A 25449-nucleotide genomic window follows, 5' to 3' on the forward strand; every position below is an offset into this window, starting at 1 on the left:
ATCGTGGCGACAGTGCGAAATATGAGGGGGATCACGCGGCCTTACAAGAGGCAAGCATGGTTAGCGTCGCTGCCGGCATAGAAATTCGCCGGCCAGTCGATGCAACATTACCGTCTGTCCATGTTTATGCCGCGCTGCGATGAGTCAGAACTCATAAATTCCTCAGATGAGAAGCAGGCGCCTTCGACAGTATCTGCAGCGTTCCGATCAATCCGAACACGACAGTAACCACGACAGCTGCAGTCGCTGCGATGATAGCGCCTGTCGGATCGGGGACGAAATCTATCTTCATCACTTGCGTGACGACACCCCAGCCCGCCACGGCACCTGCCAGCAGCCCGAACAGGGCTGAAACGACGCCGATGCCTGCGTATTCGAGGACGTACGACGAAAGTATGAAGCGACGGGTGGCGCCGAGCGTCTTCAGGATCATCGCGTCATAGAGCCGCGCCCTCTGTCCGGCCGCCAAAGCACCCGCCAGGACCAGCAGGCTGGCACTGATGGCGAGCCCGGAGGCGCCGCGAATCGCGCCGGCGAGCTGGCTGACGATGCCGTTGACCGCCTCCAGCGCGTCCTTGACCCGGACCGCCGTCACTGCCGGAAAGGCGATGGCGAGCTGGCGCATCAAAGCGGGATCGCCGATCGCGGGCGTCGCGCCGTTGTCGGTCACGGTGGCAAGGTTGGTGTGCGGCGCGCCGGCGAAGGTGTTGGGCGAGAACACCATGACGAAGTTGATGCCGAGCGAGCGCCATTCGATGTCGCGGAAATTGGCGATGCGCGCGGTGATGTTGCGGCCGAGCACGTTGACGGTGAGCTTGTCGCCAAGCTTGAGGCCCAGTCCCTCGACGGCGCGGGCGTCGAAGGAGACCAGCGGTTCGCCGCGATAATTCTCCGGCCACCATTCGCCGGAGGCGAGCTTGGAGGCCTCGGGCATGGCGGCGGAATAGGTGATTCCGCGATCGCCTTCGAGTACCCAGGCCATCTGTTCGCTCGCCTTGATCTGCTCGGCGGGGACATCGTTCACGCTGACGATGCGCCCGCGCATCATTGGCACGCGCTCGACATGCGCGCCGGGGCGCTGTTCGGCGAGGAAGCGGTCGAACTCCGCTGCCTGGGCATTGGGAATGTCGAGGAAGAAGAAGCTCGGCGCCTTCTGCGGCAGCGACTGGGTCAATTGCCGCCGCAGACTGACGTCGATGAAGGCCAGCGTCGAGAGCAGGGCGACGCCAAGCCCGAGCGACAGCACCAGCGAGGGTGTCAGCGCACCTGGGCGATAAATGTTGGCGAGCGCGAGGCGCAGCGCCGGCTGACGTGGGCGTCCGGCGCGGCGGGCCAGCGCCATCAGCCCCCAGGCGATCAGGCGCAGCAGCAGGAAGACGGCGCCGGCGGCGCCGATATAGATCAGCGCGATGCGCCGGTCATAGGCGAAGACGAGCGCGACGCCGACGAGGCCGGCGAGCGCGGCGAGGAAGATCGCCCTGTAGAGCCAGCGCGGCTGGCGCCGGTCGGGCTCGATCTGATCGCGGAACAGGGCCGAGACCGGCACGTCATGGGCGCGGCCGAGCGGGATGATTGCGAAGACCAGCGCGGTCAGCAGGCCGTAGAGTGCCGCGGTGGCGAGCTCGGCCGGGGCGAGCGTCGGCTCGAAGGGCAGCGGCACGATGTCGGCGAGCGCATAGCCGAGCGCGAAGGGCGCGGCGGCGCCGAGCGCCAGCCCGATCGCGATGCCGAAGGCGGCGACGAGCATGACCTCGGTCAGATGAATGGCGACGACGCGACCGCCGGTGGCGCCGATTGCCTTCAACGTGGCGAAGTCGAGCCGCTTGGCCTCGACGAAGCGGCGCACCGCATTGGCGACGCCGACGCCGCCGACCAGGAGCGCGGTCAGGCCGACCAGGGTCAGGAACTGGGTGAAGCGCTCGATATTGCGCTGGAAGTTGGGTGCGGCATTGGCGCGCGAGCGGATCTCCCAGCCGGCATTGGGCTGTTCGCGGGCGGCGTTGGCCAGCAGGGCGTCGAGCGCGGCGTCTGTGCTGGCGCCGTCCGGCAGGATGACGCGGGCGGTCCAGCGCACCAGGCTGCCGGGCTGGAGCAGGCCGGAGGCACGCAGCGCCTCCTGCGAGAGGATCAGGCGCGGGCCGAAGCCGACGCCGGCAGCAATCTTGTCGGGCTCGGAGACGAGACTGGCGCGGAGTTGCACCCGGGCCGAGCCGATCAGCACGGTGTCGCCGGGCTTGAGGTCGAGTCGGCCGAACAGGACGGGATCGGCGATGCCGCCATAGGCGCCGTCGCGCAACGCAAGGAGATCGGCGGCCGACTGGGCCGGATCGGTGCGCCATTCGCCGATGCTGGGATAGGAGCCGTCGACCGCCTTGACCTCGACCAGGGCGGCGCCCTTCTCGCCGGCATTGGCCATGCTGCGCAGGGTCGCGATCGTCGAGACGTTGCCATGGCGGGCGAGGAAGGCGTGTTCCTCTGCGGTCGGCTCGCGATGGATCAAGCTGAAGGCGGCGTCGCCGCCGAGAATCCGCCGGCCCTCGCGGCCGAGGCCTTCGCTCAGGCCGCGCGATGACGAGGAGACCGCGGCGATCGCCATGACGCCAAGGGCGAGACAGGCGATGAAGACGCCGAAGCCGCGCAGGCCGCCGCGCAGATCGCGCCAGGCGAGGCGCAAAGCCAGCTTCAGGCCGACGGGGCGTCGGGTGGGGGACGAAGGAGTCGCTGACGGCTTGACGGGGGCGTGCATCTCAGATCGCCAGCGCTTCGGTTCCAGCCTCGCTCTCGATGCGGCCGGCCCGCAGCCGCACGGTGCGATCGCAGCTCGCGGCGAGCGAGAGATCGTGGGTGACGAGGACGAGGGTGGCGCCGCGCTCGCGCCGGAGCGCGAAGATCAGGTCGACGATCGAGCGGCCGGTGCTCTCGTCGAGATTGCCGGTCGGTTCGTCGGCGACGAGGATCGCCGGATCGGGCGCGACGGCACGGGCGATGGCGACGCGCTGCTGCTCGCCGCCGGAGAGTTGGGCCGGGTAGTGGTCCATGCGCTCGCCGAGCCCGACATTGCGAAGTTCGGCCGCGGCGCGCTCGAAGGCATCGTCGACGCCGGCGAGCTCCAGCGGCAGCGCGACGTTCTCGCGCGCCGTCATGGTCGGCACGAGGTGGAAGGATTGGAAGACGATGCCGATATGGCGTCCGCGGAAGACGGCGAGTGCATCCTCGCCGAGCGCGCCGAGATCCTGGCCGGCGACCTTGATCAGCCCGGAATCGGGCCGCTCAAGGCCGGCCATAGTCATCAGCAAGGTTGACTTGCCGGAGCCCGACGGGCCGACGAGGCCGGTGGCCTGGCCTTGCGGGATCGCCAGCGAGACGCCCTTGAGGATATGGACGCGGGCGGCGCCACGCCCCAGACTGAGCTCGACGTTGTCGAGTTCGATAACCGCCGGGGTTCCTTCGCTCACCGCCATGTTTCCGCTTTCATCCCATCCGATGCCGTCGCTTCGAGTGCCATTCCAAGCCGAAGGGACCAGAACCGCCATGCGTCGCGCCGCCAACCGATATGGGCGCTTGCCGTCACGAATCCAGCTGTCGCCGCGCATTTGGGCGGTCATGCTGCTCGTTTTCGTCAGCCTGGGTTCCTTTTCGATGAACAGCTCTGCCTTCGCCCAGACCAAACCGCTCAAGCTGGTAGCTCTCGGCGACAGCCTGACCGCTGGCTACAACCTGCCAGGAAATGCGGCGTTTCCGACGGTGCTGGAGAAGATGCTGCGCGACAAGGGGATTTCGGTCGAGATCGTCAATGCCGGCGTCTCCGGCGATACCTCGCAGGGCGGGCTGGAGCGGCTCGACTGGTCGGTGCCGGATGGGACCGACGGCGTGATCCTCGAGCTCGGTGCCAATGATGCGCTGCGCGGGGTCGATCCGGTGCTGACCGAGACGTCGCTTGACGCGATCGTGACCGGGTTGAAAGCGCGCGGCATCCCGGTGCTGCTCGCCGGCATGTATGCGCCGCGCAGCAATGGCCCGGACTATGTCGCACGTTTCGACGCGATCTATCCGAAGCTCGCCGAGAAACATGGACTCATTCTCTATCCCTTCTTTCTGGACGGGATCGCCGGAGACCGGGTATTGAACCAGCCCGACATGCTGCATCCGAAGGCTGAGGGCGTGCGCGTCATCGCGCAGCGCATCCTGCCGACGGTGGAGCGGTTCCTCGCCTCCCTGCGCCCGCGCTCCTGAGCCAGGGCGCATCCTGCCATCACCTCAGTCATGCGCGGCGCAGCTTCCGGTGCGTCCGCCATCGGAGCCTTTCGCCATGGATTACCGCCGTCTCGGCCGCACCGACCTGAACGTCTCGGCGATCTGCCTGGGCACGATGACCTGGGGCCAGCAGAACACGGAGGCCGAAGGCCATGAGCAGATGGACTACGCGCTCGACCAGGGCGTGAATTTCTTCGACACGGCCGAACTCTATTCGATTCCGCCCAAGGCCGAGACCCAAGGGTCGACCGAGCGGATCATCGGGACCTGGTTCAAGGCGCGCGGTAATCGCGACAAGGTGATTCTTGCTTCCAAAGTGGTCGGGCGCTCCGGAAACGACTGGTTCCGCGACGACAAGGGCCCGACCCGCGTCAATCGCCGGCAGATCGAGGAAGCCGTCGACAAGAGCCTGAAGCGGCTGCAGACCGACTATATCGATCTCTACCAGATCCATTTCCCCGACCGGCCGATGCAGTGGGGCTCGAACCCGACCCGTTTCAACCAGGCGGCGTTTGAGCAGGCGCAGGACGAGACGCCGTTCGCCGAGCAGCTCGACGCCTTCGGGGCGATCGTCAAGGCCGGCAAGATCCGCCATCTCGGCCTCTCCAATGAGAGCGCCTGGGGCACGATGAATTTCCTCGCCGAGGCCAAGGGGCCTGACCGGCCGCGTGTGCAGTCGATCCAGAACGCCTACAACCTCTTGAACCGTACCTTCGAGACGGCGCTGGCCGAGGTCGCCATGCGTGAGCAGGTCGGGCTGCTCGCCTATTCGCCGCTGGCCCAGGGCTATCTCTCCGGAAAGTACCTCGACGGCGCCCTGCCGGCGGGCGCGCGTACCACGCTGTTTGACCGGGCGCAGCGCTACCAGACGCCAGGCTCGGAACTGGCGATCAAGGCCTATATCGCGCTCGCTGAAGAGGCCGGGCTCGATCCCGTGCAGATGGCGCTGGCCTTCGTGACCTCGCGCTGCTTCCTCACCTCGAGCATCATCGGGGCGACCAGCATGGACCAGCTCAGGACGGCGGTCGGCTCGGCCAAGGTTACGATCTCGCCCGAGCTCGAGGCGAAGATCGACGCGATCCATCAGCGGGTCGGCAATCCCTGCCCATGAGCAGGAAGCAGAGCCGGCTTGTGAACTGCGACGCATGGTGCGAGGCTTCCGTCTCGCCAGAGTCACAAATGCTTGGCACTGATTCGTCATGCCCCGGCTATTCACCGCCCTGGAAATTCCCGCTGAGGTCGCTTCAAGCCTGACGCTGCATCGCGGCGGATTGGTCGGCGCCCGCTGGATCGAACCCGCCGACTACCACGTCACCTTGCGTTTCCTCGGTGATGTCGACCGGCGCACGGCCCATGACGTCGACAGTTTCCTGCATGATGTCGGCGGTGAGCCGCTGACGATCACGCTCGACCAGCTCAGCAGCTTCGGCGGCGACCGGCCGCGCGCGGTGTTCGCGCGCGTCCAGCCTTCGCAGAAGCTCAACGAGCTGCAGGCCGAGCTGGAACGCTTGATGCGACGGCTCGGGCTGCCGGCCGAATCACGCAAGTTCACGCCGCATGTGACGCTGGCGCGATTACGCGATGCCTCGCCGGCCGATGTCGCGCATTATCTCGCCTTGCATCCGATCGTGCGTCCGATCAGCTTCACGGCGCGGCGCTTTGCACTGATGTCCTCCCGCGATTCGATCGGCGGCGGTCCCTATGTGCTGGAGGCGGCCTATCCGCTCGGGTTGTCCTACCCGAATCGCCCCAGCGGCGCGATTTCGCAGCGCAGGTGAAGGGAGCGACGACATGGGACATGAGCGTCCGAAGCGCCTGAGCCCGGAGGCCCGCAAGGAAGCGCTGTCGGTTCTGACGGGCTGGACACTGGTCGAGGGTCGCGAGGCGATGAGCAAGCGCTTCGTCTTCCGTGACTTCAACGAGGCCTTTGGCTGGATGAGCCGGGTGGCGCTCCTGGCGGAGAAGCTCGACCATCACCCGGAATGGTCGAATGTCTACAAGACGGTCGAGGTGACGCTGTCGACGCATGACGCAGGCGGCCTGACCGAGCTCGACGTCAGGCTGGCGCGCGCCATGGACGCGATGGCGAGCTAGCCCGGCGCTGCGAGGCGCCGGACCCAGCTGGCCGGCAGGCGCTTGGCGATGGCCTTCAGCGTCGGCCGCAGATGCGGCAGCGCAAAGTCGCAAGCGAGCTGTCCGCGCCAGCTCAGCGGCACGGTGAAATCGCACACCGGTACGGCCCCATCGGCGTGCTCGCGCTTGTACGGGTCGGCCGGCGCCAGAAGGTCGAAGATCGAATTGCCACGCGCCCTGGCTCCGGCGAAGGCATGGTGGACCAGCACGCGACCCAGGCCCTCTCGTTCGAAGGCGGGATCGCTGGCGATGACGTGGCCGAAGCTGCGGCCCTTGCAGTCGAAGGACAGGTCGATCCCGATCGGGCGGCCGTCGCAGGCGATGACGGACAAGCGCAGGCCCGTCTCATCCTTCGGGTCGGCGGCGAGGGCGGCGAAGAAGCGAGCAAAGCGCGGATCCACGACGGCGGGCGCGACGATGCCATGCTGCACGAGCGCGTCGCGTTTCATGGCGATGGCCTGGTCGGCCAACGCACGCGCCTCCTCGCCCGGCACGTGGCTGATGAAGCCGACCTCGCCACGTTCGGCAAGGCGGCGTAGACGGCGGCGATAGCTGGAACGGTCACGCGGAGGATAGGCTAGGCTCGGTCCATCCGGCGCTACCCGCAAGGCGAGATCAGCGAATAGGGCTTCCTGACTCACCACCGGAGTGGTCACGGCGAGCCTGTTGCAATGCGCGAGCGCGCTGTCGGCCCTGACAAGGCGCAACTCGACAAGGTCGATGCCGAGCCGGCGCAATGCCTCCCAGCCACGCTCGAGCCAGTATTCGCGCCGCGGACCGGACTCGACCAGGACGTCACCGAACTGCGCGACCGGCGTACCCATCAAACGTGCCAGTTCAAGGCCAAGGCGGCGCCGGCGCTCCAGCGGCCAGAGCATGACCAGGCGGCCGGCCTCGCGGCCGACAACGAGGCAAAGGCGATCATCGGCAACGAGATAATGATCGCACCAGTGCCGCAGGAAAGCATGGCGCTGGAAGAGCTGATGCGGCAGGCCGGCGCGGGCAAACAGCCCATCCCATTCCGGCTTGAGGGCCAGAAAGGCGTTGCGGCCGGTGAGAATCTCGACGGCAAAGCCGGTCGCTGCCCTGCCATCGGGCGAGGGCGATCCTTCGGCAACCGCCTGCACGGGCTTGGCGCGCATCCTCAACCCTGGCCGCGAAGATGGTCGATCAGGCGCCGTCCGCCTGTCAGGCGGAACTTCGCGAGATAGGGCACGAGCAGAAGCGGATGACGCGCCGCAAAGGGCGCGTCGTGCTCGACCATATGGCGGATGGCGAGGACGGGCAGCGGCGCCCGCAAGGGCCGGAAGTCGCGATTCCACAACCCCGGCGCCTCGGAACCTTCGTACATCAGCCCGACCATCCGGCTGCGCGCGAGCGAATAGAATTTGTGCCGCTTCTGCACCCGCTGCAGCATCGCGATGCCGCGCTCATCGGCGCAGTTCGGGAAGCCGACGATGATGGTGCGGAAATGCGCCATGCCGGGCTTGGACGCAATGGCGTCGAGCGCGCCGAAGCCGCCGCGGATGAGAGCGAAAGCGCGCTCTTCCTCCTCCGAGTTCGCCGAGCAGATTGCGAGCCTTGCCGTGTCGATGCGTGCGGCCTGGCGGGTGAAGGGGCAGACGGCGCCGGTGCGGCCGAGATCGGGATGCCCGCGCATCAGATAGGCCTCGACCCAGCCCAGCAGCGTGGCGAGTTCCGCGTTGGCTGCGGGGTCGGCAGCGATATCGGCGCGCGCCTGCGCAAAGCTCAGCAGCGCATCGCGCGCTTCCGCCGTTCTCGCCACTTTGTCCAGCATGAAATGCCCCACGCTCGCTGCAACCGGGGATAGCAGGCGCGCCTTAGAGAATGGTTGACGAGGTCTTGTCGCAGGTAGCGGCGGCGTTAGGGTTTAGGAAAGCTTATCGCTGGCGCCCCAGCCGCAGGCCGCAAGCGCTGCTTGCATATGCGGCGGCGGCAGCGCGGAGACCTTCACCGGGTCACGCTTCGGATTGAGCGGAATCGCAATGCTCTGCGCGTGAAGGTGCAATCCCGGGCCGGCATCGTGTCGCGCCGAGCCGTAGATTTCATCGCCGAGGATCGGCCCGAAACTGGCGGCGCAGTGCACGCGCAACTGGTGCGTGCGTCCGGTCAGCGGCTCGAGCGCCAGCCAGGCGACAGCGTTGTCGTTGAAATGGCCGCGGCCAAGTACGCGATAGCGTGTCTGCGAGGGCAGGCCGGCCGGGTCCGGTTTCATCCACCAGCCGCGCTCCGGCGAGCGCTTCGCCAAGGGCAGGTTGATCGACCCCTCGTCATCGGCCGGCCCGCCTTCGACCACGGCCCAATAGGTCTTGTCGATGCGGCCGTCGCGAAAGAGCTGGTTGAGCTGCGCCATGGCACGCGGATGGCGGCCCAGTACGAGGCAGCCGGAGGTGTCCTTGTCGAGGCGGTGTGCAGCCTCCGGCCGCCGTGGCAGGCCGAAGCGCAGGGCGTCGAGATGGTCGGTCAGTACCGGGATGATGCGGCCTTTCGCCGCCGGGCCACGATGGACGGGAAGCCCCGCCGGTTTGTCGATCACGAGCATCATCGCGTCGCGATGCAGCAGCGCGAAGGGCAGATCGTCCTGTGAAAGGGCTGGTCGCTCGGGGCTCGTCATGGCATTGCGCTAAACCAAGACTTCACCGCCATGCAACCCGAAGCTCGCCGCTCGCAGCGGCAGGACGCGCGATGAGCGAGACCGAACCGAAGAAACGCGGCTTCTTCTCGAAGCTGTTCGGACTGGATCAGCCGGAGCAGCCGCGGCCGCCGGAGCCTTTGCCTGCGCCCGCGCCGGAACCGCTGGCCGAGCCTGTTGCCGAAGCCGCTCTCGAGGCCGAGCCTGAGGCGCCGGTCGCGCCCGAGATCCTGCTGGGCGAGGATGCCCCCCTGCCGATCGCGGCGCCGGAGCCCGTGCTGGAACCGGTGCAGCCCAAGCGCAGCTGGTGGCGCAGGCTGCGCGACGGGCTCTCGCGCACCTCGTCGGCGCTCACCACCGGCATCAGTGACCTTTTCACCAAGCGCAAGCTCGACGCGGCGACGCTGGAGGATCTGGAGGACATCCTGATCCAGGCCGATCTCGGCCTCGCGACCTCGGCGAGGATCGCCAAGGCGGTGGGCGAAGGGCGCTATGACAAGCAGATCGAGCCGGAGGAGGTGAAGGCGATCCTGGCCCGCGAGGTCGAGGCGATCCTGACCCCGGTCGCGACGCCGCTTGCGATCGATGCCACCAAAAAGCCGTTCGTGATCCTGATGGTTGGGGTCAATGGCTCGGGCAAGACCACGACGATCGGCAAGCTCGCGGCCAAGTTCCGGGCCGAGGGCAAGTCGGTGATGCTGGCGGCGGGCGACACCTTCCGTGCCGCGGCGATCGAGCAGCTCAAGGTCTGGGGCGAACGGACAGGTGCTGAAGTCGTCTCCGGCCAGCAGGGTGCCGATGCGGCCGGGCTGGCCTTCGAGGCGCTGCAGAAGGCGAAAGCCAACAACACCGACATGCTGCTGATCGACACGGCGGGGCGGTTGCAGAACAAGACGGGGCTGATGGACGAACTGGCCAAGGTGGTGCGGGTGATCCGCAAGCTGGATCCGCAGACACCACATGCGGCGCTGCTCGTGCTCGACGCCACCGTCGGCCAGAACGCGGTCAGCCAGGTCGAAGCCTTCCGCGAGACGGCCGGCGTCACCGGCCTGGTGATGACCAAGCTCGACGGCACGGCGCGCGGTGGCATCCTCGTGGCCTTGGCCGCTCAGTTCGGCCTGCCCGTGCATTTCATTGGCGTCGGCGAGAGCGTCGACGATCTCGAACCATTCTCGGCACGGGATTTCGCCCGCGCCGTTGCAGGACTGGGAGAAGCGGCATGAACGGCGCGGCGGCCAATCCGACCGAGACGAAGCCGATCAATCCGCTGGTCAAGCTCGCGCTCGAGTTCGGGCCGCTGGCGATCTTCTTCTTCGTCAATTCCTATGGCGATCGCTGGTTCGGCGTCGCCGAGGACCGGCGCATCTTCGTCGCCACCGGCGTCTTCATCGCGGCTTCGCTGATCGCGCTGGTGCTGTCGAAGCTCGTGATGAATCATCTGCCGCGCATGGCGATCGTCAACGCCGTGGTGGTGACGGCCTTCGGTGGGCTGACGCTGGCGCTCGACGATGCCTTCTTCATCAAGGTCAAGCCGACGATCGTGAACACCCTGTTCGGCTGCATCCTGCTCGGCGGCCTATTCTTCGGCCGCTCGCTGCTGGCGCTGGTGCTCGACAGCGTGCTGCAGCTCGACGAGGAGGGCTGGCGCAGGCTGACCCTGCGCTGGGGCCTGTTCTTCTTCGTGCTGGCGGCGCTGAACGAGGTCGTCTGGCGGACGCAGACCCAGGATTTCTGGGTCGCCTTCAAGGTCTGGGGCGTGATGCCGCTGACCATGATCTTCGCGCTCGCCCAGACGCCGCTGATCCTCAAGCATGAGATCAAGCGGCCGGAAGTGACAGAGTAGCCGTCTCAGGCGAGCCCGCCACCGTCGACGCCGACTGTCTGGCCGTTGACATAGGACGCCGCTGGGCTCGCCAGCCAGAGCACCAGTCCGGCGACCTCCTCAGGCCGGCCGACGCGCTTGGCCGGATAGGCCGCTGCGAGCTGCTCGTTCGTTACCTTCCAGTCGCGGCGCACGCGCTCGAGCATCGCGGTCTCGATCGGACCGGGGGCGATCGCGTTGATGCGGACGTCGAGCCCGTATTCCTGCGCTGCCGCCTTGGTCATGTGGATCACCGCCGCTTTGGAAGCGCCATAGCCGATGATGTTCGGGAAGGCGTGGCGGCCGCCGATCGAGGCCATGTTGATGATCGCGCCCTTGCTCGCGACCAGATGTGGCAGTTCATGCTTCATGGCGAGGAAGACGCCGCGCAGATTGGTGGCGATCAGATCGTCGAAGCCATCGGCGGCCGTCTCTGAAATCGGCGCTGGCGGCTTGTCGGTGCCGGCATTGTTGAAGGCGATGTCGAGCCGGCCATAACGGGCGATCACGGCATCGACGAAGGCTTTGACCTCTCCCTCGTCGCGGACATCGGCCCGGACATAGAAGGCATCGCCGCCCTTGGCGCGGATGCCGGCCTCGACCTCGCGGCCCAGCGCCTCGCGCCGGCCGCAGAAGGCGACGTGGGCGCCCTGCGCGGCGAAGAGCTCGGCGGTGACGCGGCCGATACCGGAGGTGGCGCCTGTGATCAGCACGGCCTTGCCGGCAAGGGTGCCGGCAGGGGCCGGCTGGGCGCGGGCGGTCGCGATCAGGCCGACGCCGAGGCCGGCGGCCATGGCGGTGTGGATGAAGGCGCGGCGATCATCGTTCGAATCGGTCATGGCGGTCTCCTGCTGACGGTGTTGAGCCGATGCGGGAAACCTAGCCAGGGGCGATCCTTACGATAATCCGTTGTATTCTGAACGTATCTTTCAGTACTGCTACACAATGCAACGTGGCGATCTCGACGGGCTCGTGGCTCTTCTGACCGTGGCGGAGAAGCGCTCCTTCACCGCGGCTGCGGCGGCGCTCGGCGTCACGCCTTCGGCTGTCAGCCAGAGCGTGCGAGCGCTGGAGCAGCGGGCTGGCGTCGCGTTGCTGGCACGCACGACCCGTGATGTCGCGCCGACCGAAGCCGGACGGCGTTTCCTAGAGCGGGCGCGGCCGGCGGTCGACGACATCCTCGGCGCGTTCCGGGAGGCCGCGAGCCTCGGCGACAGGCCAAGCGGCCTTTTGCGGCTCAACGTGCCGCGCGTGGCGTTGCCGAGTCTGATCGAGCCGATCCTGGCCGAGTTCTGCGCGAGCTATCCGGAGGTCCAGGTCGAGATTCATGTCGACGACCGGCTCGCCAACATCGTCACGGAGGGTTTCGACGCCGGCATTCGCATCGGCGAACTGGTCGAGGCCGACATGGTGGCGGTGCCGCTGAGCGCGCCGTTCCAATTGGCGGTGGTCGGCTCGCCTGACTATTTCGCCAGGCATGGCCGGCCGCTGCGGCCGGAGGAGCTGAAGCGGCACGCCTGCATCAATTTCCGCCAGAGTGACCGCAGCCTCTACCATTGGGAGTTCGAAGATGAGGGGCGCGAGTTCGCGCTCGCCGTCGACGGGCCGGTCATCGCCAACGAGGCCAATGTGATGATCTCGGCGGCGGTGATGGGGCTCGGCCTCGCCTATATGCTCGATCCCGTCGTCGAGCCGCTCTGCCGGCGTGGTCTTTTGGAGCGCACGCTGGAGCCGTTCTGCCCGCAGACACCAGGCTTCTTCCTGTACTTTCCCTCGCGCCACCAGGTCCTGCCGAAGCTGCGAGCCTTCATCGACTTCGCCAGGACGAGGTTGCGTCAGGCCCCCTAGCTACTTCGGCGCGAGGCGGATGGCGCCGTCGAGGCGGATCGCGGTGCCGTTCAGCATGTCGTTCTCGACGATGCTCTTGACCAGAGCGGCATACTCCGAGGCCCGGCCGAGACGCGAGGGATGCGGCACCGAGACGGCGAGCGAGGCGCGAGCGTCGTCCGGCAGGCCGGCGAACATCGGGGTCTCGAACAGGCCGGGCATGATCGTGACGATACGGATGCCGACACCGGCGAGGTCGCGGGCGACTGGCAAGGTGAGGCCGACGACGCCGGCCTTGGAGGCGGCATAGGCGGCCTGGCCGATCTGGCCGTCTTCGGCAGCGACGGACGCCGTGCAGACGAAGACGCCGCGGCCGCCATCCTCGGTGACCGGATCGAGCGCCGCGAGCGCCACCGCCGATTTGGCGATCAGGCGGAAGGTGCCGGTCAGGTTGATCGCGACCGCCTTCTCGAAGGTGGCGAGGTCATGGGCGACGAGCTCGCCGGTGTCGCGCTTCTTCGAGACGACGCGGCGGCCGGGGGCGACGCCGGCACAGTTGACAACGATGCGTGCGACGCCATGGGCGGCACGGGCCTTCTCGAGGGCCGCGTCGACTGAAGCCTCGTTGGTGACGTCGCAGGCGCAGAACAGGCCGCCGGTCTCGGTGGCAATCTGCTCGCCGCGCTCGGCATTGAGGTCGAACAGCGCAACCTTGACGCCATGGCCGGCGAGCATGCGGGCGGTGCCTTCGCCGAGGCCGGAGGCGCCGCCGGTGACGATGGCGGCGATGGAGGAGTCGAGCTTCATGGCGTCCCTCGCGTCTTTTGACATTGCTGGAACGGCTTTAGAGGCGCGATGCTCGGCATCCAAGAGGGTTTGGCGTGCGATTCTGAGTCGATCCCTTGTGCAGCCCTTCATGCGGGGCCACATTTTTGCGTCGACGGCGGGCTAGAATTGGCGCGCCAACGGAGAGAGGAATGAGCGACAGCTTCGGTTTCGGACAGCGCTTTACCGCCGAGGAGATGGCGGCGATCCGCAAGAGTCTGCGTGACGAGGCCCGTTTCGGTTCCGAGTTCATCGGCCGGCTGAAGCGGGTGGCGAAGCGCATCCCCTTCGCCGAGGATCTGCTCGCCGCCTGGGTTTGTACGCGCGATCCGGCGACGCCGCGGCGCGTCAAGCTGACGCTGCTGGCCGCGCTCGGCTATTTCGTGCTGCCGCTCGACGCGATCCCCGACGTGATGCCGCTGCTCGGCTTCACCGACGATGCCGCGGTGATCGCGGCGGCGCTCGCCGCTGTCGCCGGCTCGATCACGCCGCAGCATCGCGAGAAGGCCAAGGAGATGCTGGCCGATCTCTGATCGGCTATAGCATCGGACCGAAAAGTGGAATCCACTTTTCGGAAAATCCGGTGCTATAACAAATAGATAGATCACCGTTATCGCGCCTGATAGGACGCGCGGTGATCTAGGGAACCAACACGACCTTGCCCTGGACCTTTCGCTCGGCGATCAGCGCGAGGGCTTCCGCCGCCCGCTCCAGGGGATAGGCACCATGGACATGGGCGCGGATCTGACCGGCCGCGGCCCAGGCGAGCAGGCGCTCCATATTGGCGCGATGACCGGCCGGATCGCGCCGGACGAAATCGCCCCAGAACACGCCGCGCAGGTCGCAGCCCTTCAGCAGCAGGAGGTTGAGCGGGATCTTCGGGATCTCGCCGCCTGCGAAGCCGACGACGAGATAGCGCCCGCCCCAGCCCATTGAGCGCAATGCCGGCTCGGCGAGTTCGCCGCCGACGGTGTCGTAGAGCGCATCCAGCCCGTTGGGCGCCAGGCGCCGCAGGCCGGATTGCAGATCATCGGCGGCATAATCGAGCCCCTCCTGCGCGCCATGCTCGCGGGCGAGGGCGAGCTTTTCCGGCGAGGAGGCGCAGGCGATCACGCGCGCACCGAGCAGGGCGCCGATCTCGACCGCCGCGAGACCCGCGCCACCGGCGGCGCCGAGAATGGCGAGCGTCTCGCCCGGCCGGATATCGCCGCGCTGGATCAGACCGTGCAGCGCCGTGCCATAGGTGACGAAGAGGCCGGCGGCCTGATGATCGCTCAGCTTGTCGGGAATCCGAATCGCCGCTTCGGTTGGAACGATCACAGTCTCGCGGGCCGCGCCATGGCCGAGCCAGGCGGCAACGCGCTCGCCGACTCGCCACTGCGTGACCCCCTCGCCGACGGCGCTGACCGTCCCAGCGCATTCGGCCGAGGGCGAGAAGGGCAGCGGCGGCTTCACCTGGTAGCGGCCCTGGATCACCAGAGTGTCGAAGAAGTTGAGCGCCGCGGCGCTGACCCGGATCGCGATCTCGCCCGGTCCGGGCTTCGGCTCGGGCAGGTCGCGGATCACCAGAGTCTCCGCCGGCCCGAGGGCCTCGCACAGCAGCGCCTTCATCGATCCTCCATCCCTCGTCCGCTCCGTTCCTTCGCAGCTGCACAAGGCTGGCACAGCCGGCCGCCGAGCGAAACCACCTTGAGCCCCCTCTAAACTATTGAAGGAGAACACATCGTCCGCTCATCGGACCCGCAGCAGGCATTCGCAATTTCGCCAGGATCGTGACATTCTATCCGGCGCGTTGCGTCAATCCGGATCGCCGATCCCGCGCATTCTCCATTCGGCGTTAAGGTTTTTGTTGGTTACTGGCGATCCATGATTCGCATTTCGGCTTCCTCTTCCGCCCGCTCTTCGCTCCAGGCCGCTGCCCTGCTCGGCTTGGCGGCCCTGACTTTCGCGAACGTTTCGGCGCAGGCGCAGCAGCGTGCTCCGGCTGCCAAGCCGGCGCCGGCCAAGACCGCCGCGACCGGCGGTCAGGGCCAGGCGCTGCTGCTCGAGACCGCCGGCAAATGGCAGGCCTTCTCCTCGCAGCAGGGCCGCTCGAAGATCTGCTACGCCCTCTCGAAGGCAGAGAGCCGCACGCCCGCCAATCTCAAGGATGTCGAGGGCCTGCTGTTCATCTCCAGCCGGCCGGGCGAGGGCGTGCGCAACGAGATCAGCCTCGTCATGAATTTCGACCTCAAGGAAGATGTCGAGCATCAGGCGATCATCGGCAATGACCGCTTCGCGCTGGTCGCCAAGGGCCAGAACGTCTGGCTGAAGAACCCGGCCGAGGAAGGCCGCATGCTCGATGCGCTGCGCAAGGGCTCGGGACTCGAGATCAAGGGCACCTCGAAGCGCGGCAATGCGACCAGCGACAAGTATTCGCTCGCTGGCATCTCGCAGATCGTCAAGCGGGCCGAGGACGCCTGCAAGTAAGGCGATTTCGCGATTGGCTGCCGCTATGCTATGAGGCGGCCAATTCCGGGCGAGATCGCCCGTTGCGAGCCGAGTTCCGATGAATCTTTCTGTTGCTGAAGCCGCCCCTCCGGCGGCCGAACCTGTTGTGCGGCGGCCTTCGCTAGCCGGGCGCACGCGCGCCGGTCTGGATGCGGCGCTGGCCGAGATCGGCGTTCCCGAGAAGGAGCGACGCATGCGCGTCGGCCAGCTCTGGAACTGGATCTATCATTACGGCGTCCGCGACTTCCAGGAGATGACGACGATCGGCAAGGGCCTGCGCGCCCAGCTCGCCGAGCATTTCACGCTCGACTTGCCCGAGGTCACCGCCGAGCAGGTCTCCAGCGACGGTACCCGCAAATGGCTGCTGCGCATGGCCCCGACCGGCCCGCGCGATCGCGGCGCCGAGATCGAGTGCGTCTATATCCCCGAGGTCGACCGCGGCACGCTCTGCGTCTCCAGCCAGGTCGGCTGCACGCTGACCTGCACCTTCTGCCACACCGGCACGCAACGGCTCGTCCGCAACCTCACCACCGAGGAAATCGTCACGCAGTTGATGGTCGCGCGCGACCGGCTCGGCGATTTCCCTAACCGCAGCGCGCCGGATGGCGCCTTCGTTCCCAATGATGGCGGGCGCTTCGTCTCGAACATCGTCTTCATGGGCATGGGCGAGCCGCTCTACAATTTCGACGGCGTGCGCGATGCGATCGGCGTGATCACCGACGATCAGGGCCTGTCGCTCGGCCGCCGGCGCATCACCGTCTCGACCTCGGGCGTGGTGCCGCAGATCGGCCCGCTCGGCGACGAGATGGGCACGATGCTGGCGATCTCGCTGCATGCGGTGCGCGACGATCTGCGCAACGAGCTAGTGCCGCTCAACAAGAAGTATCCGATCAAGGATTTGCTCGACGCCTGCCGAAACTATCCCGGCTTGTCGAACGCGAAGCGCATCACCTTCGAATATGTGATGCTGAAGGGCGTCAACGACAGCGACGCCGAGGCGCGCGAGCTGGTGCGGCTGCTCAAGGGCATCCCGGCCAAGATCAACCTGATCCCGTTCAATCCCTGGCCCGGCACCAAATATGAGTGCTCGGACTGGGAGCGGATCGAGCGTTTTTCCGAGATCGTGTTCAGGGCCGGCTATGCCTCGCCGGTGCGCACGCCGCGTGGCCGCGACATCCTCGCGGCCTGCGGCCAGCTCAAGAGCGAGACCGAAAAACTCTCGGCCCGGGCCCGGCTGATGCTGGAGCAGGGCGAAGCCGACGCCGCGGCGGCCGCGCACTGAGATGCTGCGCTGGCTGCTGCTGATCCCGTTTGCGCTGCTGTTCGCCATCGGCTCCGGGCTGGTCGCGCTGATGATCGCCGGTGTCGCCTCGCCCGATCTCGGCCTGCTGATCGGCGGCGGTTTCGAGCGCCTGCTCGCGGCGCTGTTCGACCAGGCCGAGCGTGGCTTCGATCCCGGCCCGACCGCCGAGGCGGCGTTTTCCCTGCTCGGCCGGCTCGGCTTCGCCATCCTGGTGCTGCCGGTGGTGCTGGTCGCGGCCGCGTCCGAGTTCTTCCGTCTGCGCAGCGGTTTGATCCAGAGCGGCCTCACCGGCCTGCTTGCGGCGCTGCTGCCGCTCGCCATGCTCGGCATGGCGAGGGCGCCGAGTGCCGGCGAAATGCAGGTCGTGTCGGCGCTCTTCCTGGTCGGTGCCGCCACGGGCTTCGTCTACTGGCTAATCGCCGGGCGCGGGGCGGGCGGGGAGCCGAAGACGCCGCCGCAGCAGGTCTGACCCGGCTCAATCGCCTACCGCCACGCCCTCGCGCCTGCCATCTGCGCCACCGAGATAGCCTTCCGGCGTCTTGACGATCGCCTGGATGCCCGAGGTCATGTCGATCAGCCTGACCTCGTGGCCCTTGGCCTCCAGCGCGGCTTTCCAGGCTTCGGCCTCGCTGCTCTTCTCCAGCTCGGTCGGCCCGTTGCGGTTGCCGAAGTTGGCGAGGTCGACGGCGCGCTGCGGGTCCATCTTCCAGTCGAGCAGCGCGACCAGCGTCTTGGCGACATAGCCGATGATCTGGCTGCCGCCGGGAGAGCCGGTGACGGCGTAGAGCCGGCCGAAGGCGTCGAAGACGATGGTCGGCGCCATCGACGAGCGCGGCCGCTTGCCGGGCTCGACCCGGTTGGCGACCGGTTTGCCGTCCTCGCTGGGAGCGAAGGAGAAATCGGTCAATTCGTTATTGAGCAGGAAGCCGCCCTTGGTCATCAGGCGCGAGCCGAAACCGTCCTCGATCGTCGTGGTCATCGAGACGGCATTGCCGGCGGCGTCGATCACCGAGATATGGCTGGTGCCGTTCTCGATGCCATCCGACGGCGCGAGCAGCAAAGCGCGCTTGTTCGGCGGGCTGCCGGCGCTGGCCTTGCCCATCGCCTTGCCCGGGCTGATCAGCCCGGCCCGTTCGCGAACATAGTCCTCGTCGACCAGTCCGAGGGTCGGGACGCTGACGAAGGCGGGGTCGCCGAGATAGAGCGCCCGGTCGGCGAAGGCGAGCTTGTTGGCTTCGGTGAACCAATGCGCTGCCTCGGCGCCGGGGCCGAGGCGGGCAATGTCCTTGGTTTCGAGCATGCCGAGGATTTGCTGGACGGCGACGGCGCCCGAGCTCGGCGGGCCCATGCCGCAGAGCGTATAGACGCGATAGCGGCCACAGACCGGCGCGCGCTCCTCGACCTTGTAGGCGGATAGGTCGGCGAGCGTGATGTCGCCGGGATTGTCCTTGTGACCAGTTACGGTTGCGACGATGTCCTGCGCGATCTCGCCCTCATAGAAGGCGTCGGCGCCGCGCCCGGCGATGGCGCGCAGCGTCGCGGCGAAGGCCGGGTTCTTCAGGATGGTGCCGACCGCCTTCGGCTTGCCGTTGGCCTCGTAGAAATAGGCGGCAGCGCGGGCGTCCTTGCCGAGGTTCTTTTCCAGAGCGAGCAGGCCATTGAGGCGCGGCGAGATCGCAAAGCCCTCCTCGGCCAGTTTTATCGCCGGGGCGAAGACCTCGGCCCAGGGCAGCTTGCCCCAGCGCTTGTGCGCCTCCTCGAGCAGCCGAACCGTGCCGGGCACGCCGACCGAGCGACCGCCGACGACAGCATCGACGAACTTCATCGGCTTGCCGTCGGTGCCGAGGAAGCGCTCGGGCTTTGCCGCCTTCGGCGCGGTCTCGCGCCCGTCGAGCGTGGTCAGCTGACGGCCGGCCTCGTCCCAGTAGACGAAGAAGGCGCCGCCGCCGATGCCGGAACTCTGCGGCTCGACCAGGTTGAGCACGAGCTGGATCGCGATCGCGGCATCGGTCGCGCTGCCGCCGGCTCGCAGAATCTCGCGCCCGGCCGCAGCGGCGAGCGGATTGGCGGCGGCGGCCATGTAGCGCTGCGCCGTGCCGAGCGTCTTGGCGGTACGGCCGGTCGCGGCTTCCGGGGCGGGAGCAGTGGTCTGGGCCGGGGCTGCTGTTGCGGCGGCGAGCCAAAGGCTGAGGGCCAGGATCGAGCGGGCGCGGAATGCGGGCAATGTCAGCGGCATGATCCACTCCTCTTCATTGGCTGCGAGACTAGCGTGCTTGCCGGCTTGCGCGCCATGCTTGTGGCGTTGGTTTGATCTGTCTCGCGGCGCGGCTATGGTCGAAGCCTGATTTGTTCTGCCAAGTTTGTCCTGCCAAGCCGAAGGGGTTCGTCATGGTGCTCGCGCAGTCTACGGCCTTTCGCCGGCCCCTCGTCATGCTGCTGGTCGGGCTGTTCGGCCTCATGCTGGCGGGCTGCGGCTACAACAATGTGCCGACGCTGGAGGAGAAGGCCAAGGGGGCCTGGGGCGAGGTGCAGAATCAGTACCAACGCCGCGCCGACCTGATCCCCAATCTGGTCGAGACGGTGAAGGGCTATGCCCAGCAGGAGCGCGAGGTCCTCACCCAGGTAATCGAGGCGCGGGCCAAGGCGACGCAGGTCAAGGTCGACGCCTCGACCATCACAGACCCTGCCAAGTTCAAGGAATACCAGGACGCGCAGAACCAGCTCAGCGGCGCGCTCGGGCGCCTGCTGGTGACGGTGGAGCGCTATCCCGAGCTCAAGTCGAACCAGAACTTCCTGGCATTGCAGTCGCAGCTCGAAGGCACGGAGAACCGCGTCGCGGTCGCCCGCCGCGACTACATCCAGGCAGTGCAAGCCTTCAACACGGAGATCCGGACCTTCCCAGGCGTAATCTGGGCGCGCCTGTTCTGGGGCGCCAAGCCGATGGAGAGTTTTTCGGCGACGGCGGGAGCGGAGCGGCCGCCGGCGGTGAAGTTCTAGCTGCAATCCTTCAATGGACTCTGCCGTTCGTGGGCAAGTGCGAGGAACCCCACTTCCGAGTGGGAGAGGGGCAGGGGTGAGGGACCGCCCTTTCCGGATAAGGAGCAGCGGCGTGGTTGTGCCTTCTGCGGAGATGGCAGCCCCTCATCCGGCGCTCCGCGCCACCTTCTCCCATCCGGGCGAAGGAAAGAGGCCGGCTCGTCCAGTCGTTGCGGCGTTGCTTTCGCTGCTCCTCTTCCTCCTCTTCCCATTCCTTGCAGCCGCAGCCGAGCCGAACTATCCGGCGCTGACCGGCCGCATTGTCGACAATGCAAACCTGCTCAACGCAGAGGCCTCCGCCCGCATCGAGCAGAAGCTCAGGGCGCATGAGGAGAAGACCAGCGATCAGGTCGTGGTCGCGACGCTGCCCTCGCTGCAGGGCTATCCGATCGAGGACTTCACCAACGGCTTGTTCCGGGCCTGGAAGCTCGGCGAGAAGGCGAAGAACAACGGCGTGCTGCTCATCGTCGCGCCGAATGAGCGCAAGGTGCGCATCGAGGTCGGCTACGGGCTGGAAGGGGCGCTGACCGACGCGCTCTCCAAGGTGATCATCACCACCGCGGTCGCGCCCAAGTTCAAGAACGGCGATTTCGCGGGGGGTATCGAGGGGGGCGTCGACGCGATCCTATCGATCCTGACCGGCGATGCCGAGGAATGGCAGCGGCGGGCGCAAATCCGCAACGACGAATCCTCCTGGGTCGAGACCGCTGCGGTGATTTTCGTCATGATCATGGTGTTCATCCTGATCGTGAGCTTCATGCAGGAGCTCGGCCGCTCCTCGGGCGGAGCGCGCCGGCACCGGACGCGGGACGGGCGTTGGATCGTGCTGCCGCCCTCCGGCGGCTCGGGCTGGAGCGGCGGCTCCTCCTCGGGCGGCTGGAGTTCCGGCTGGGGAGGCGGTTCGAGTTCGGGCGGGTTTTCAGGTGGCGGCGGCTCGTCCGGTGGCGGCGGGGCTTCGGGGGATTGGTGAGATGCTGAATTCCGATGATCGCGACGCCATCGCCGATGCGGTTCGCGAGGCCGAACGGCAGACCTCCGGCGAGATCGTCGTCGTCGTCGATCGCGCCGCCGGTAGCTATGTCGCGGTGCCTCTCGTGCTGGCGCTTGCGCTCGCGCTGTTCGTGCCCTGGCCGTTCCTGTTGATCACGAATCTGAGCGCGGCGAGCATCTTCCTGGCCCAGCTGATCGCGGCGGCGCTGCTGCTCGCGACCCTGCTCTGGTATGGGCGTGGCGGGCGCTTCGTGCCCGGCTTCGTCAAAAGGCGGCAGGCGCATGAGACGGCCCTGCGCGAGTTCACCGCGCGCGGGCTGACGCTGACGCGTGGGCGCACCGGCGTGCTGCTCTACATCGCCGTGCAGGAGCGCTATGCCGAGGTGGTCGCCGATGCCGGCATCTCGGCCAAGGTCGATGGCGAGGCCTGGCAGAGAATCGTCGAGCCGCTACTCGCGGCTGCGGCGCAGGACACCCTGCGCGAAGGCTTGATCGCGGCTGTGCGTGATGTCGGCGCCGTGCTCGCCGCCCATGCGCCTCCGGCTGCCGACGATGTCGACGAACTGCCGAACAAGGTGGTGATTCTGTAGCGGGCGGTTATTTCGCCGGGCCGCGGGCCGCGCCGAGGATCGCGCTCTGGCGGGCATAGGGATCGCCCTGAACCAGCACGACATAGGAATCGGCCTTGGCGGCTGAGCGGACGGTCTCGAGCGGGACGGTCAGGGTCGCAGCCTCGCCCTTCCACTCGCCGATCCGGCTGATGCCGCGCACGACATTGGCATAGGTCACGGTCTTGCCGCTGTTCTCGCCGCGCTCGATCGGCACGGTCGCGGTGCGACTGACCTGCAGCAGCAGGACGATGGCCGGCTTCTCGCTGGTGAACGGGGCCGCACCCAGGTTGATGCGCAGCGCGCCGTCAGCCTCGGCGAGATCGATCTTGACCGGGAAACCGTCCTTGCCTTGCTCCTTGACGAGCTTGTCGATGCCGCCCTTGTCGGAGCCGACGATATGGGCGGCGCCGTTGACCACGGCCTGGGGCGTATAGATCTGGCCGTCGCCGCGCGCCTTGGCGTAGAGCTTCTGGCGCTTGCTGAAGACCTCCTGGCCGAGCGTATCCTTCCAGCCGAGATAGTCCCAATAGGTTACCGGCAGGGTCAGGGTGATCAGCTTGGGGTCCTTGGCGAGCTCGGTGAAGAGCGCATCCGCCGCGGGGCAGGACGAGCAGCCCTGGCTGGTGAAGAGCTCGACGACCGCCTTGGGTTGAACGGCCGGCTGCTGGGCATGCGCTGGAGCTCCTGCGAGGAGCAGGAGAGCAGCGGCGGCAGCGATGTTGCTGATCTGGCGGACCATCATTCGAACTCGACGCCTGTATAGAAGCAGGCGGTTACCAAAAGCGCTACTCTCCACTCAATTGGAAATCACGTTGCCTTGAAAACAGGCTTCTGCGGCGCCTGATCGCGAAAACGTGCCAGCGCCTCGGCGCCGATCAGGTTCGGGCGCCAACGCCGGTGCATCCAAAGCCACTGCTCGGGATGTTCGCGCACCCAGCCTTCGACCACCGCGGTCATCATCGCCATGGCGCCGGTGACGTCGATCTCACCATTGGCGTCGCGCGGCAGATCGAGCGGCGGGGTCAGTTCGATGCGAAAGCGCCGGTTTGGCAGGCGGATGACCCGCACGCCATGCACAGGGCATTCGAAGCGGCGGGCGAACTTGCCGAGGATCGGGTTGGTCAGCGCTGGCCGCCCAAGGAAGGGTACGAGCACGCCGCGGGTGAAATGCTGGTCGATCAGCATGCCGAGATGGCCGCCATTCTCCAGCACGCCCTGCATGGCGAAGGCAGCGCCCTGCTTGGCGGCGGCGAGGCCTCCCATGGCGCCGGAGCGGATCTCGTGGACGACAGCAGCGATCGCCGGGTCGTTGGGGGCGCGGAAGACGGCGGTGGTGTCGAGATCGTAGGTGGCGGCGCAGATCGCCGGCAATTCCCAGTTGGCGAGATGGGTCGAGAAAATCAGGCCTGGTCTGCCGTCGTCCTTCAGCGCGATGAAGTGCTCGATGCCGACGACCTCGATCCGGCCGTTCGGATCGGGGTTGTGGTAGTCATAGTCGAACAGTGTCTTGAGATGGGCGTATTCGGCGACGGTGCGGCCGAGATTCTCCCAGCCGCCGCGCACGAGCCGCCGGGCCTCCGCATCGGCGATGCCGGGGAACGCGGCGCGGACATTGGCATAGGCGACGCGGTTGACCGGAATCAGCGGGCTGACGCTGCGCAAGAGCCAGCCGCCGAGATCGGAAGCCCGCTCCGGCCCCAGCGCGCGCAGGAAGGCGAAGACCGCGCGGATCAGCCCGATCATCAGCGCAGCGCCGATACGCGTTGCGAAGTGCTTCAACTGCCTCAAGGTCCCAGCCCGATCCGCCGGCGCAGCGTCCGGGAAGGACCTCGCCATCGCGGCGCGACTTGCGGGATTGCGGCCGGCGCGTCAAGTCGCGCTGGCTCACAGGGCCAGTCAGAGCGTGACGATGACCTTGCCGAAGACCTTTCGGCCCTCGATCCGGGCGAGGCCCTGCTCGAACTCGGCGAGCGGGAAGACCGAATCGATCACCGGCTTCATCCCGGAGGCCATCTTCTCCAGCGACTGTGTGATGTTCTCGATCCGGCAGCCGAAGGAGCCGGTGATCCGATATTGCTGCTGGAAGAGCTGCATCAGGTTCATCGTCGTCGAGGCGCCCGAGGTGGCGCCGCAGGTGACGAGGCGGCCGCCGCGCTTCAGGCAAAGCAGCGAGCCGTTCCAGGTGTCGGCCCCGACATGCTCGAAGACGACGTCGACGCCCTTGCGCTTGGTCAGGCGGCGGACTTCGCCCTCGAAACGCTCGGTCTTGTAGTTGACGACGAAATCGGCGCCGAGCGCCTTGGCCTTCTCGCCCTTCTCGTCGTCGCCGACGGTGGTGTAGACGGTGCAGCCGATCGCCTTGGCCATCAGGATCGCCGCGGTGCCGATGCCGGAGCCGCCGGCGTGGACCAGCACCGACTCGCCGGGCTCGAGCTTGGCATTGTCGAACAGCATATGCTGGACCGTGCCGAAGCCGATCGGCGCGCAGGCGGCATCCTCGAAGGAGACGCCCTTCGGCGCCTTGATCACCAGGCGCTCCGGCCGGTTGATCAGCTCGCGGGCGAAACCGTCGATATGGAAGCCCATGATGCCGGCGACGTTCTCGCAGAGATTGTCGCGGCCCTCGCGGCAGGCCTTGCAGTGGCCGCAGGTCTCGGCGCCGTACATGGTCACCGTGTCGCCCTCGCGGAAGTGCGAGACGCCCTCGCCGATCGCGACGACCTCGCCGGCCGCCTCGACGCCGGCCGCCTGCGGCATCTTGCGCTTGGCGAAGGCCATGCCGCGGAAGCCCCAGAGGTCGAGATAGTTCAGGCCGACGGCACGGACGCGGATCTGGACCTCGCCCAGAGCGGGCGGCGGCGGCTGCTCGATCTGTTCGAGGCGGAGATCGCGATCGCCATGGAGCTGGAGCGAGAGCATGAATCTTGGTCTTTCAGAGCTGATCCGGCCATTGCCGCGAGGCATGCAGGACCGCGAGGATTTCGACGCGCCCGTCGCGGACACGATAGGGAAGGATGTAGCTGGTGCCGGCTACCACGAGTTCGCGGGTTTCTTCTACCCGTCCGGCTCTGCCGCTATGCGGATAATCGACGAGTTGGGCGGCGGCGGATCGAAGCCGGCGGACGAGAGCGAGGGCGGCCGTCGGGCTGAACTCAGCGACATAGAGGGCAATGTCGCGGAGGTCAGCCTTTGCTCGCGCGGTCCAGACGAGCTTCATTTGGTCGAATCGATACGCGCCTGCAGCTCGGCCTCGATCGCATCGAGCTCCGCCTCAGAGGCGAACTCGCCGCGATCGGCCTGAGCGATGCCCTCCTTGATCCGTTCGATCTGCCAAGCGTTGAGCTCGATGTAGTTCTCGATCGCCTTGGCGGCGAGCCAGTTGCGTGAGCGGTCGGTGTCCGCTGCCAGTGCATCGAGCTTGGCGAGCGTCTCGTCGTCGAGGCGGATGGTGAAGGCTGCCGTCATG

At 67.2% G+C, this 25449-nt stretch carries 28 protein-coding genes; 14 read left to right on the forward strand and 14 right to left on the reverse strand.

The genetic code is table 11. The annotated features are described in order from the left end of the window. Positions 1-151: 151 nt before the first annotated feature. Positions 152-2674 carry an ABC transporter permease gene (locus AC07O0_RS29345; protein ID WP_494628260.1) on the reverse strand — a complete coding sequence of 841 codons (2523 nt, stop codon included), beginning with the start codon at positions 2672-2674 and terminating at the stop codon, positions 152-154. A gap of 73 nt (positions 2675-2747) precedes the next feature. Beyond that, complete coding sequence (locus AC07O0_RS29350) at positions 2748-3461, reverse strand: ABC transporter ATP-binding protein (RefSeq protein ID WP_494628262.1); 714 nt, start codon at positions 3459-3461, stop codon at positions 2748-2750. 178 nt (positions 3462-3639) lie between these two features. On the opposite strand from AC07O0_RS29350, the gene AC07O0_RS29355 reads away from it, so the two are divergent. The 4 genes from AC07O0_RS29355 (at position 3640) to AC07O0_RS29370 (ending at position 6348) form a co-directional block, all read left to right on the forward strand. Continuing rightward, a complete protein-coding gene (locus tag AC07O0_RS29355) occupies positions 3640-4233 on the forward strand; it encodes an arylesterase (protein ID WP_494628349.1) in 594 nt (197 codons plus the stop codon). A 76-nt stretch (positions 4234-4309) separates the two neighbouring features. Beyond that, positions 4310-5365, forward strand: a complete 1056-nt coding sequence (locus AC07O0_RS29360; RefSeq protein WP_494628264.1) for an aldo/keto reductase — start codon at positions 4310-4312, stop codon at positions 5363-5365. A gap of 88 nt (positions 5366-5453) precedes the next feature. After that, positions 5454-6032: an RNA 2',3'-cyclic phosphodiesterase gene (gene thpR, locus AC07O0_RS29365; RefSeq protein ID WP_494628266.1), complete on the forward strand. Its 579-nt coding sequence runs from the start codon at positions 5454-5456 to the stop codon at positions 6030-6032. 13 nt (positions 6033-6045) lie between these two features. After that, the gene (locus AC07O0_RS29370; protein ID WP_454028811.1) at positions 6046-6348 is read left to right on the forward strand and encodes a 4a-hydroxytetrahydrobiopterin dehydratase; all 303 of its coding nucleotides are present in this window, start codon (positions 6046-6048) and stop codon (positions 6346-6348) included. Here AC07O0_RS29370 and AC07O0_RS29375 read toward each other — a convergent pair. From AC07O0_RS29375 to AC07O0_RS29385, 3 genes are all read right to left on the reverse strand, one after another. Beyond that, entirely contained in the window at positions 6345-7529 is a 1185-nt protein-coding gene (locus tag AC07O0_RS29375; RefSeq protein ID WP_494628268.1) for a GNAT family N-acetyltransferase, read from the reverse strand. The two genes, AC07O0_RS29370 and AC07O0_RS29375, sit on opposite strands and share 4 nt — an antisense overlap. 2 nt (positions 7530-7531) lie before the next feature. Next, a complete protein-coding gene (locus AC07O0_RS29380) occupies positions 7532-8185 on the reverse strand; it encodes a DUF6875 domain-containing protein (RefSeq protein ID WP_494628270.1) in 654 nt (217 codons plus the stop codon). Positions 8186-8278: 93 nt separating this feature from the next. Beyond that, positions 8279-9022, reverse strand: a complete 744-nt coding sequence (locus tag AC07O0_RS29385) for an RluA family pseudouridine synthase (protein ID WP_494628272.1) — start codon at positions 9020-9022, stop codon at positions 8279-8281. Between AC07O0_RS29385 and ftsY the strand changes: the two genes are divergently transcribed. Both ftsY and AC07O0_RS29395 read left to right on the forward strand, forming a co-directional pair. Beyond that, complete coding sequence (ftsY, locus tag AC07O0_RS29390) at positions 9001-10263, forward strand: signal recognition particle-docking protein FtsY (protein WP_494628351.1); 1263 nt, start codon at positions 9001-9003, stop codon at positions 10261-10263. The two genes, AC07O0_RS29385 and ftsY, sit on opposite strands and share 22 nt — an antisense overlap. Further along, entirely contained in the window at positions 10260-10883 is a 624-nt protein-coding gene (locus tag AC07O0_RS29395; RefSeq protein WP_494628273.1) for a septation protein A, read from the forward strand. Before ftsY ends, AC07O0_RS29395 begins: the two co-directional genes overlap by 4 nt. A 5-nt stretch (positions 10884-10888) precedes the next feature. Here AC07O0_RS29395 and AC07O0_RS29400 read toward each other — a convergent pair whose 3' ends face one another. Next, positions 10889-11740 carry an SDR family NAD(P)-dependent oxidoreductase gene (locus AC07O0_RS29400; protein WP_494628275.1) on the reverse strand — a complete coding sequence of 284 codons (852 nt, stop codon included), beginning with the start codon at positions 11738-11740 and terminating at the stop codon, positions 10889-10891. A 133-nt stretch (positions 11741-11873) separates the two neighbouring features. Here AC07O0_RS29400 and AC07O0_RS29405 point away from each other — a divergent pair, with 133 nt between their 5' ends. Further along, positions 11874-12749 (forward strand): LysR family transcriptional regulator, encoded by an 876-nt coding sequence (locus AC07O0_RS29405; RefSeq protein ID WP_494628277.1) that lies wholly within the window; start codon positions 11874-11876, stop codon positions 12747-12749. On the opposite strand, the gene AC07O0_RS29410 is transcribed toward AC07O0_RS29405, so the two are convergent. Next, a complete protein-coding gene (locus AC07O0_RS29410; RefSeq protein WP_494628278.1) occupies positions 12750-13535 on the reverse strand; it encodes an SDR family NAD(P)-dependent oxidoreductase in 786 nt (261 codons plus the stop codon). It abuts the gene before it with no gap. A 170-nt stretch (positions 13536-13705) separates the two neighbouring features. Between AC07O0_RS29410 and AC07O0_RS29415 the strand changes: the two genes are divergently transcribed. Then, a complete protein-coding gene (locus AC07O0_RS29415; protein WP_494628280.1) occupies positions 13706-14086 on the forward strand; it encodes a YkvA family protein in 381 nt (126 codons plus the stop codon). Between the two features lie 106 nt (positions 14087-14192). On the opposite strand, the gene AC07O0_RS29420 is transcribed toward AC07O0_RS29415, so the two are convergent. Further along, positions 14193-15164: an NADPH:quinone oxidoreductase family protein gene (locus tag AC07O0_RS29420; protein WP_494628282.1), complete on the reverse strand. Its 972-nt coding sequence runs from the start codon at positions 15162-15164 to the stop codon at positions 14193-14195. Between the two features lie 255 nt (positions 15165-15419). On the opposite strand from AC07O0_RS29420, the gene AC07O0_RS29425 reads away from it, so the two are divergent. The 3 genes from AC07O0_RS29425 (at position 15420) to AC07O0_RS29435 (ending at position 17815) form a co-directional block, all read left to right on the forward strand. Beyond that, positions 15420-16022 carry an invasion associated locus B family protein gene (locus AC07O0_RS29425; RefSeq protein ID WP_494628284.1) on the forward strand — a complete coding sequence of 201 codons (603 nt, stop codon included), beginning with the start codon at positions 15420-15422 and terminating at the stop codon, positions 16020-16022. 79 nt (positions 16023-16101) lie between these two features. Continuing rightward, positions 16102-17325, forward strand: coding sequence for a dual-specificity RNA methyltransferase RlmN (rlmN, locus tag AC07O0_RS29430; protein ID WP_494628285.1), 1224 nt, complete (start codon positions 16102-16104; stop codon positions 17323-17325). A 1-nt stretch (position 17326) separates the two neighbouring features. After that, positions 17327-17815 (forward strand): hypothetical protein, encoded by a 489-nt coding sequence (locus AC07O0_RS29435; protein ID WP_494628287.1) that lies wholly within the window; start codon positions 17327-17329, stop codon positions 17813-17815. A 6-nt stretch (positions 17816-17821) separates the two neighbouring features. Here AC07O0_RS29435 and ggt read toward each other — a convergent pair whose 3' ends face one another. Beyond that, entirely contained in the window at positions 17822-19582 is a 1761-nt protein-coding gene (gene ggt, locus AC07O0_RS29440; RefSeq protein ID WP_494628289.1) for a gamma-glutamyltransferase, read from the reverse strand. A gap of 194 nt (positions 19583-19776) precedes the next feature. Between ggt and AC07O0_RS29445 the strand changes: the two genes are divergently transcribed. The 3 genes from AC07O0_RS29445 to AC07O0_RS29455 all read left to right on the forward strand — a co-directional run bounded on the left by AC07O0_RS29445 (position 19777) and on the right by AC07O0_RS29455 (position 21962). Next, positions 19777-20343 carry a LemA family protein gene (locus tag AC07O0_RS29445; protein ID WP_494628353.1) on the forward strand — a complete coding sequence of 189 codons (567 nt, stop codon included), beginning with the start codon at positions 19777-19779 and terminating at the stop codon, positions 20341-20343. A gap of 133 nt (positions 20344-20476) precedes the next feature. Then, positions 20477-21352 carry a TPM domain-containing protein gene (locus AC07O0_RS29450; protein WP_494628354.1) on the forward strand — a complete coding sequence of 292 codons (876 nt, stop codon included), beginning with the start codon at positions 20477-20479 and terminating at the stop codon, positions 21350-21352. 1 nt (position 21353) lies between these two features. Continuing rightward, on the forward strand, positions 21354-21962 hold the full coding sequence (locus AC07O0_RS29455; RefSeq protein ID WP_494628291.1) for a TPM domain-containing protein: 609 nt from the start codon (positions 21354-21356) through the stop codon (positions 21960-21962). 7 nt (positions 21963-21969) lie between these two features. On the opposite strand, the gene AC07O0_RS29460 is transcribed toward AC07O0_RS29455, so the two are convergent. The 5 genes from AC07O0_RS29460 to AC07O0_RS29480 all read right to left on the reverse strand — a co-directional run bounded on the left by AC07O0_RS29460 (position 21970) and on the right by AC07O0_RS29480 (position 25448). After that, entirely contained in the window at positions 21970-22722 is a 753-nt protein-coding gene (locus tag AC07O0_RS29460; protein WP_494628293.1) for a DUF1223 domain-containing protein, read from the reverse strand. 68 nt (positions 22723-22790) lie between these two features. Beyond that, positions 22791-23819 (reverse strand): lipid A biosynthesis lauroyl acyltransferase, encoded by a 1029-nt coding sequence (locus tag AC07O0_RS29465; RefSeq protein WP_494628295.1) that lies wholly within the window; start codon positions 23817-23819, stop codon positions 22791-22793. Positions 23820-23879: 60 nt separating this feature from the next. Next, the gene (locus tag AC07O0_RS29470; protein ID WP_494628297.1) at positions 23880-24902 is read right to left on the reverse strand and encodes a zinc-binding dehydrogenase; all 1023 of its coding nucleotides are present in this window, start codon (positions 24900-24902) and stop codon (positions 23880-23882) included. Between the two features lie 13 nt (positions 24903-24915). Continuing rightward, a complete protein-coding gene (locus tag AC07O0_RS29475) occupies positions 24916-25200 on the reverse strand; it encodes a type II toxin-antitoxin system RelE/ParE family toxin (RefSeq protein WP_494628298.1) in 285 nt (94 codons plus the stop codon). Next, positions 25197-25448 (reverse strand): CopG family ribbon-helix-helix protein, encoded by a 252-nt coding sequence (locus AC07O0_RS29480; protein WP_494628300.1) that lies wholly within the window; start codon positions 25446-25448, stop codon positions 25197-25199. Before AC07O0_RS29480 ends, AC07O0_RS29475 begins: the two co-directional genes overlap by 4 nt. Position 25449 lies beyond the last annotated feature (1 nt).

The sequence above is a fragment of the Allobosea sp. GW821-FHT10B12 genome, from assembly GCF_059415545.1.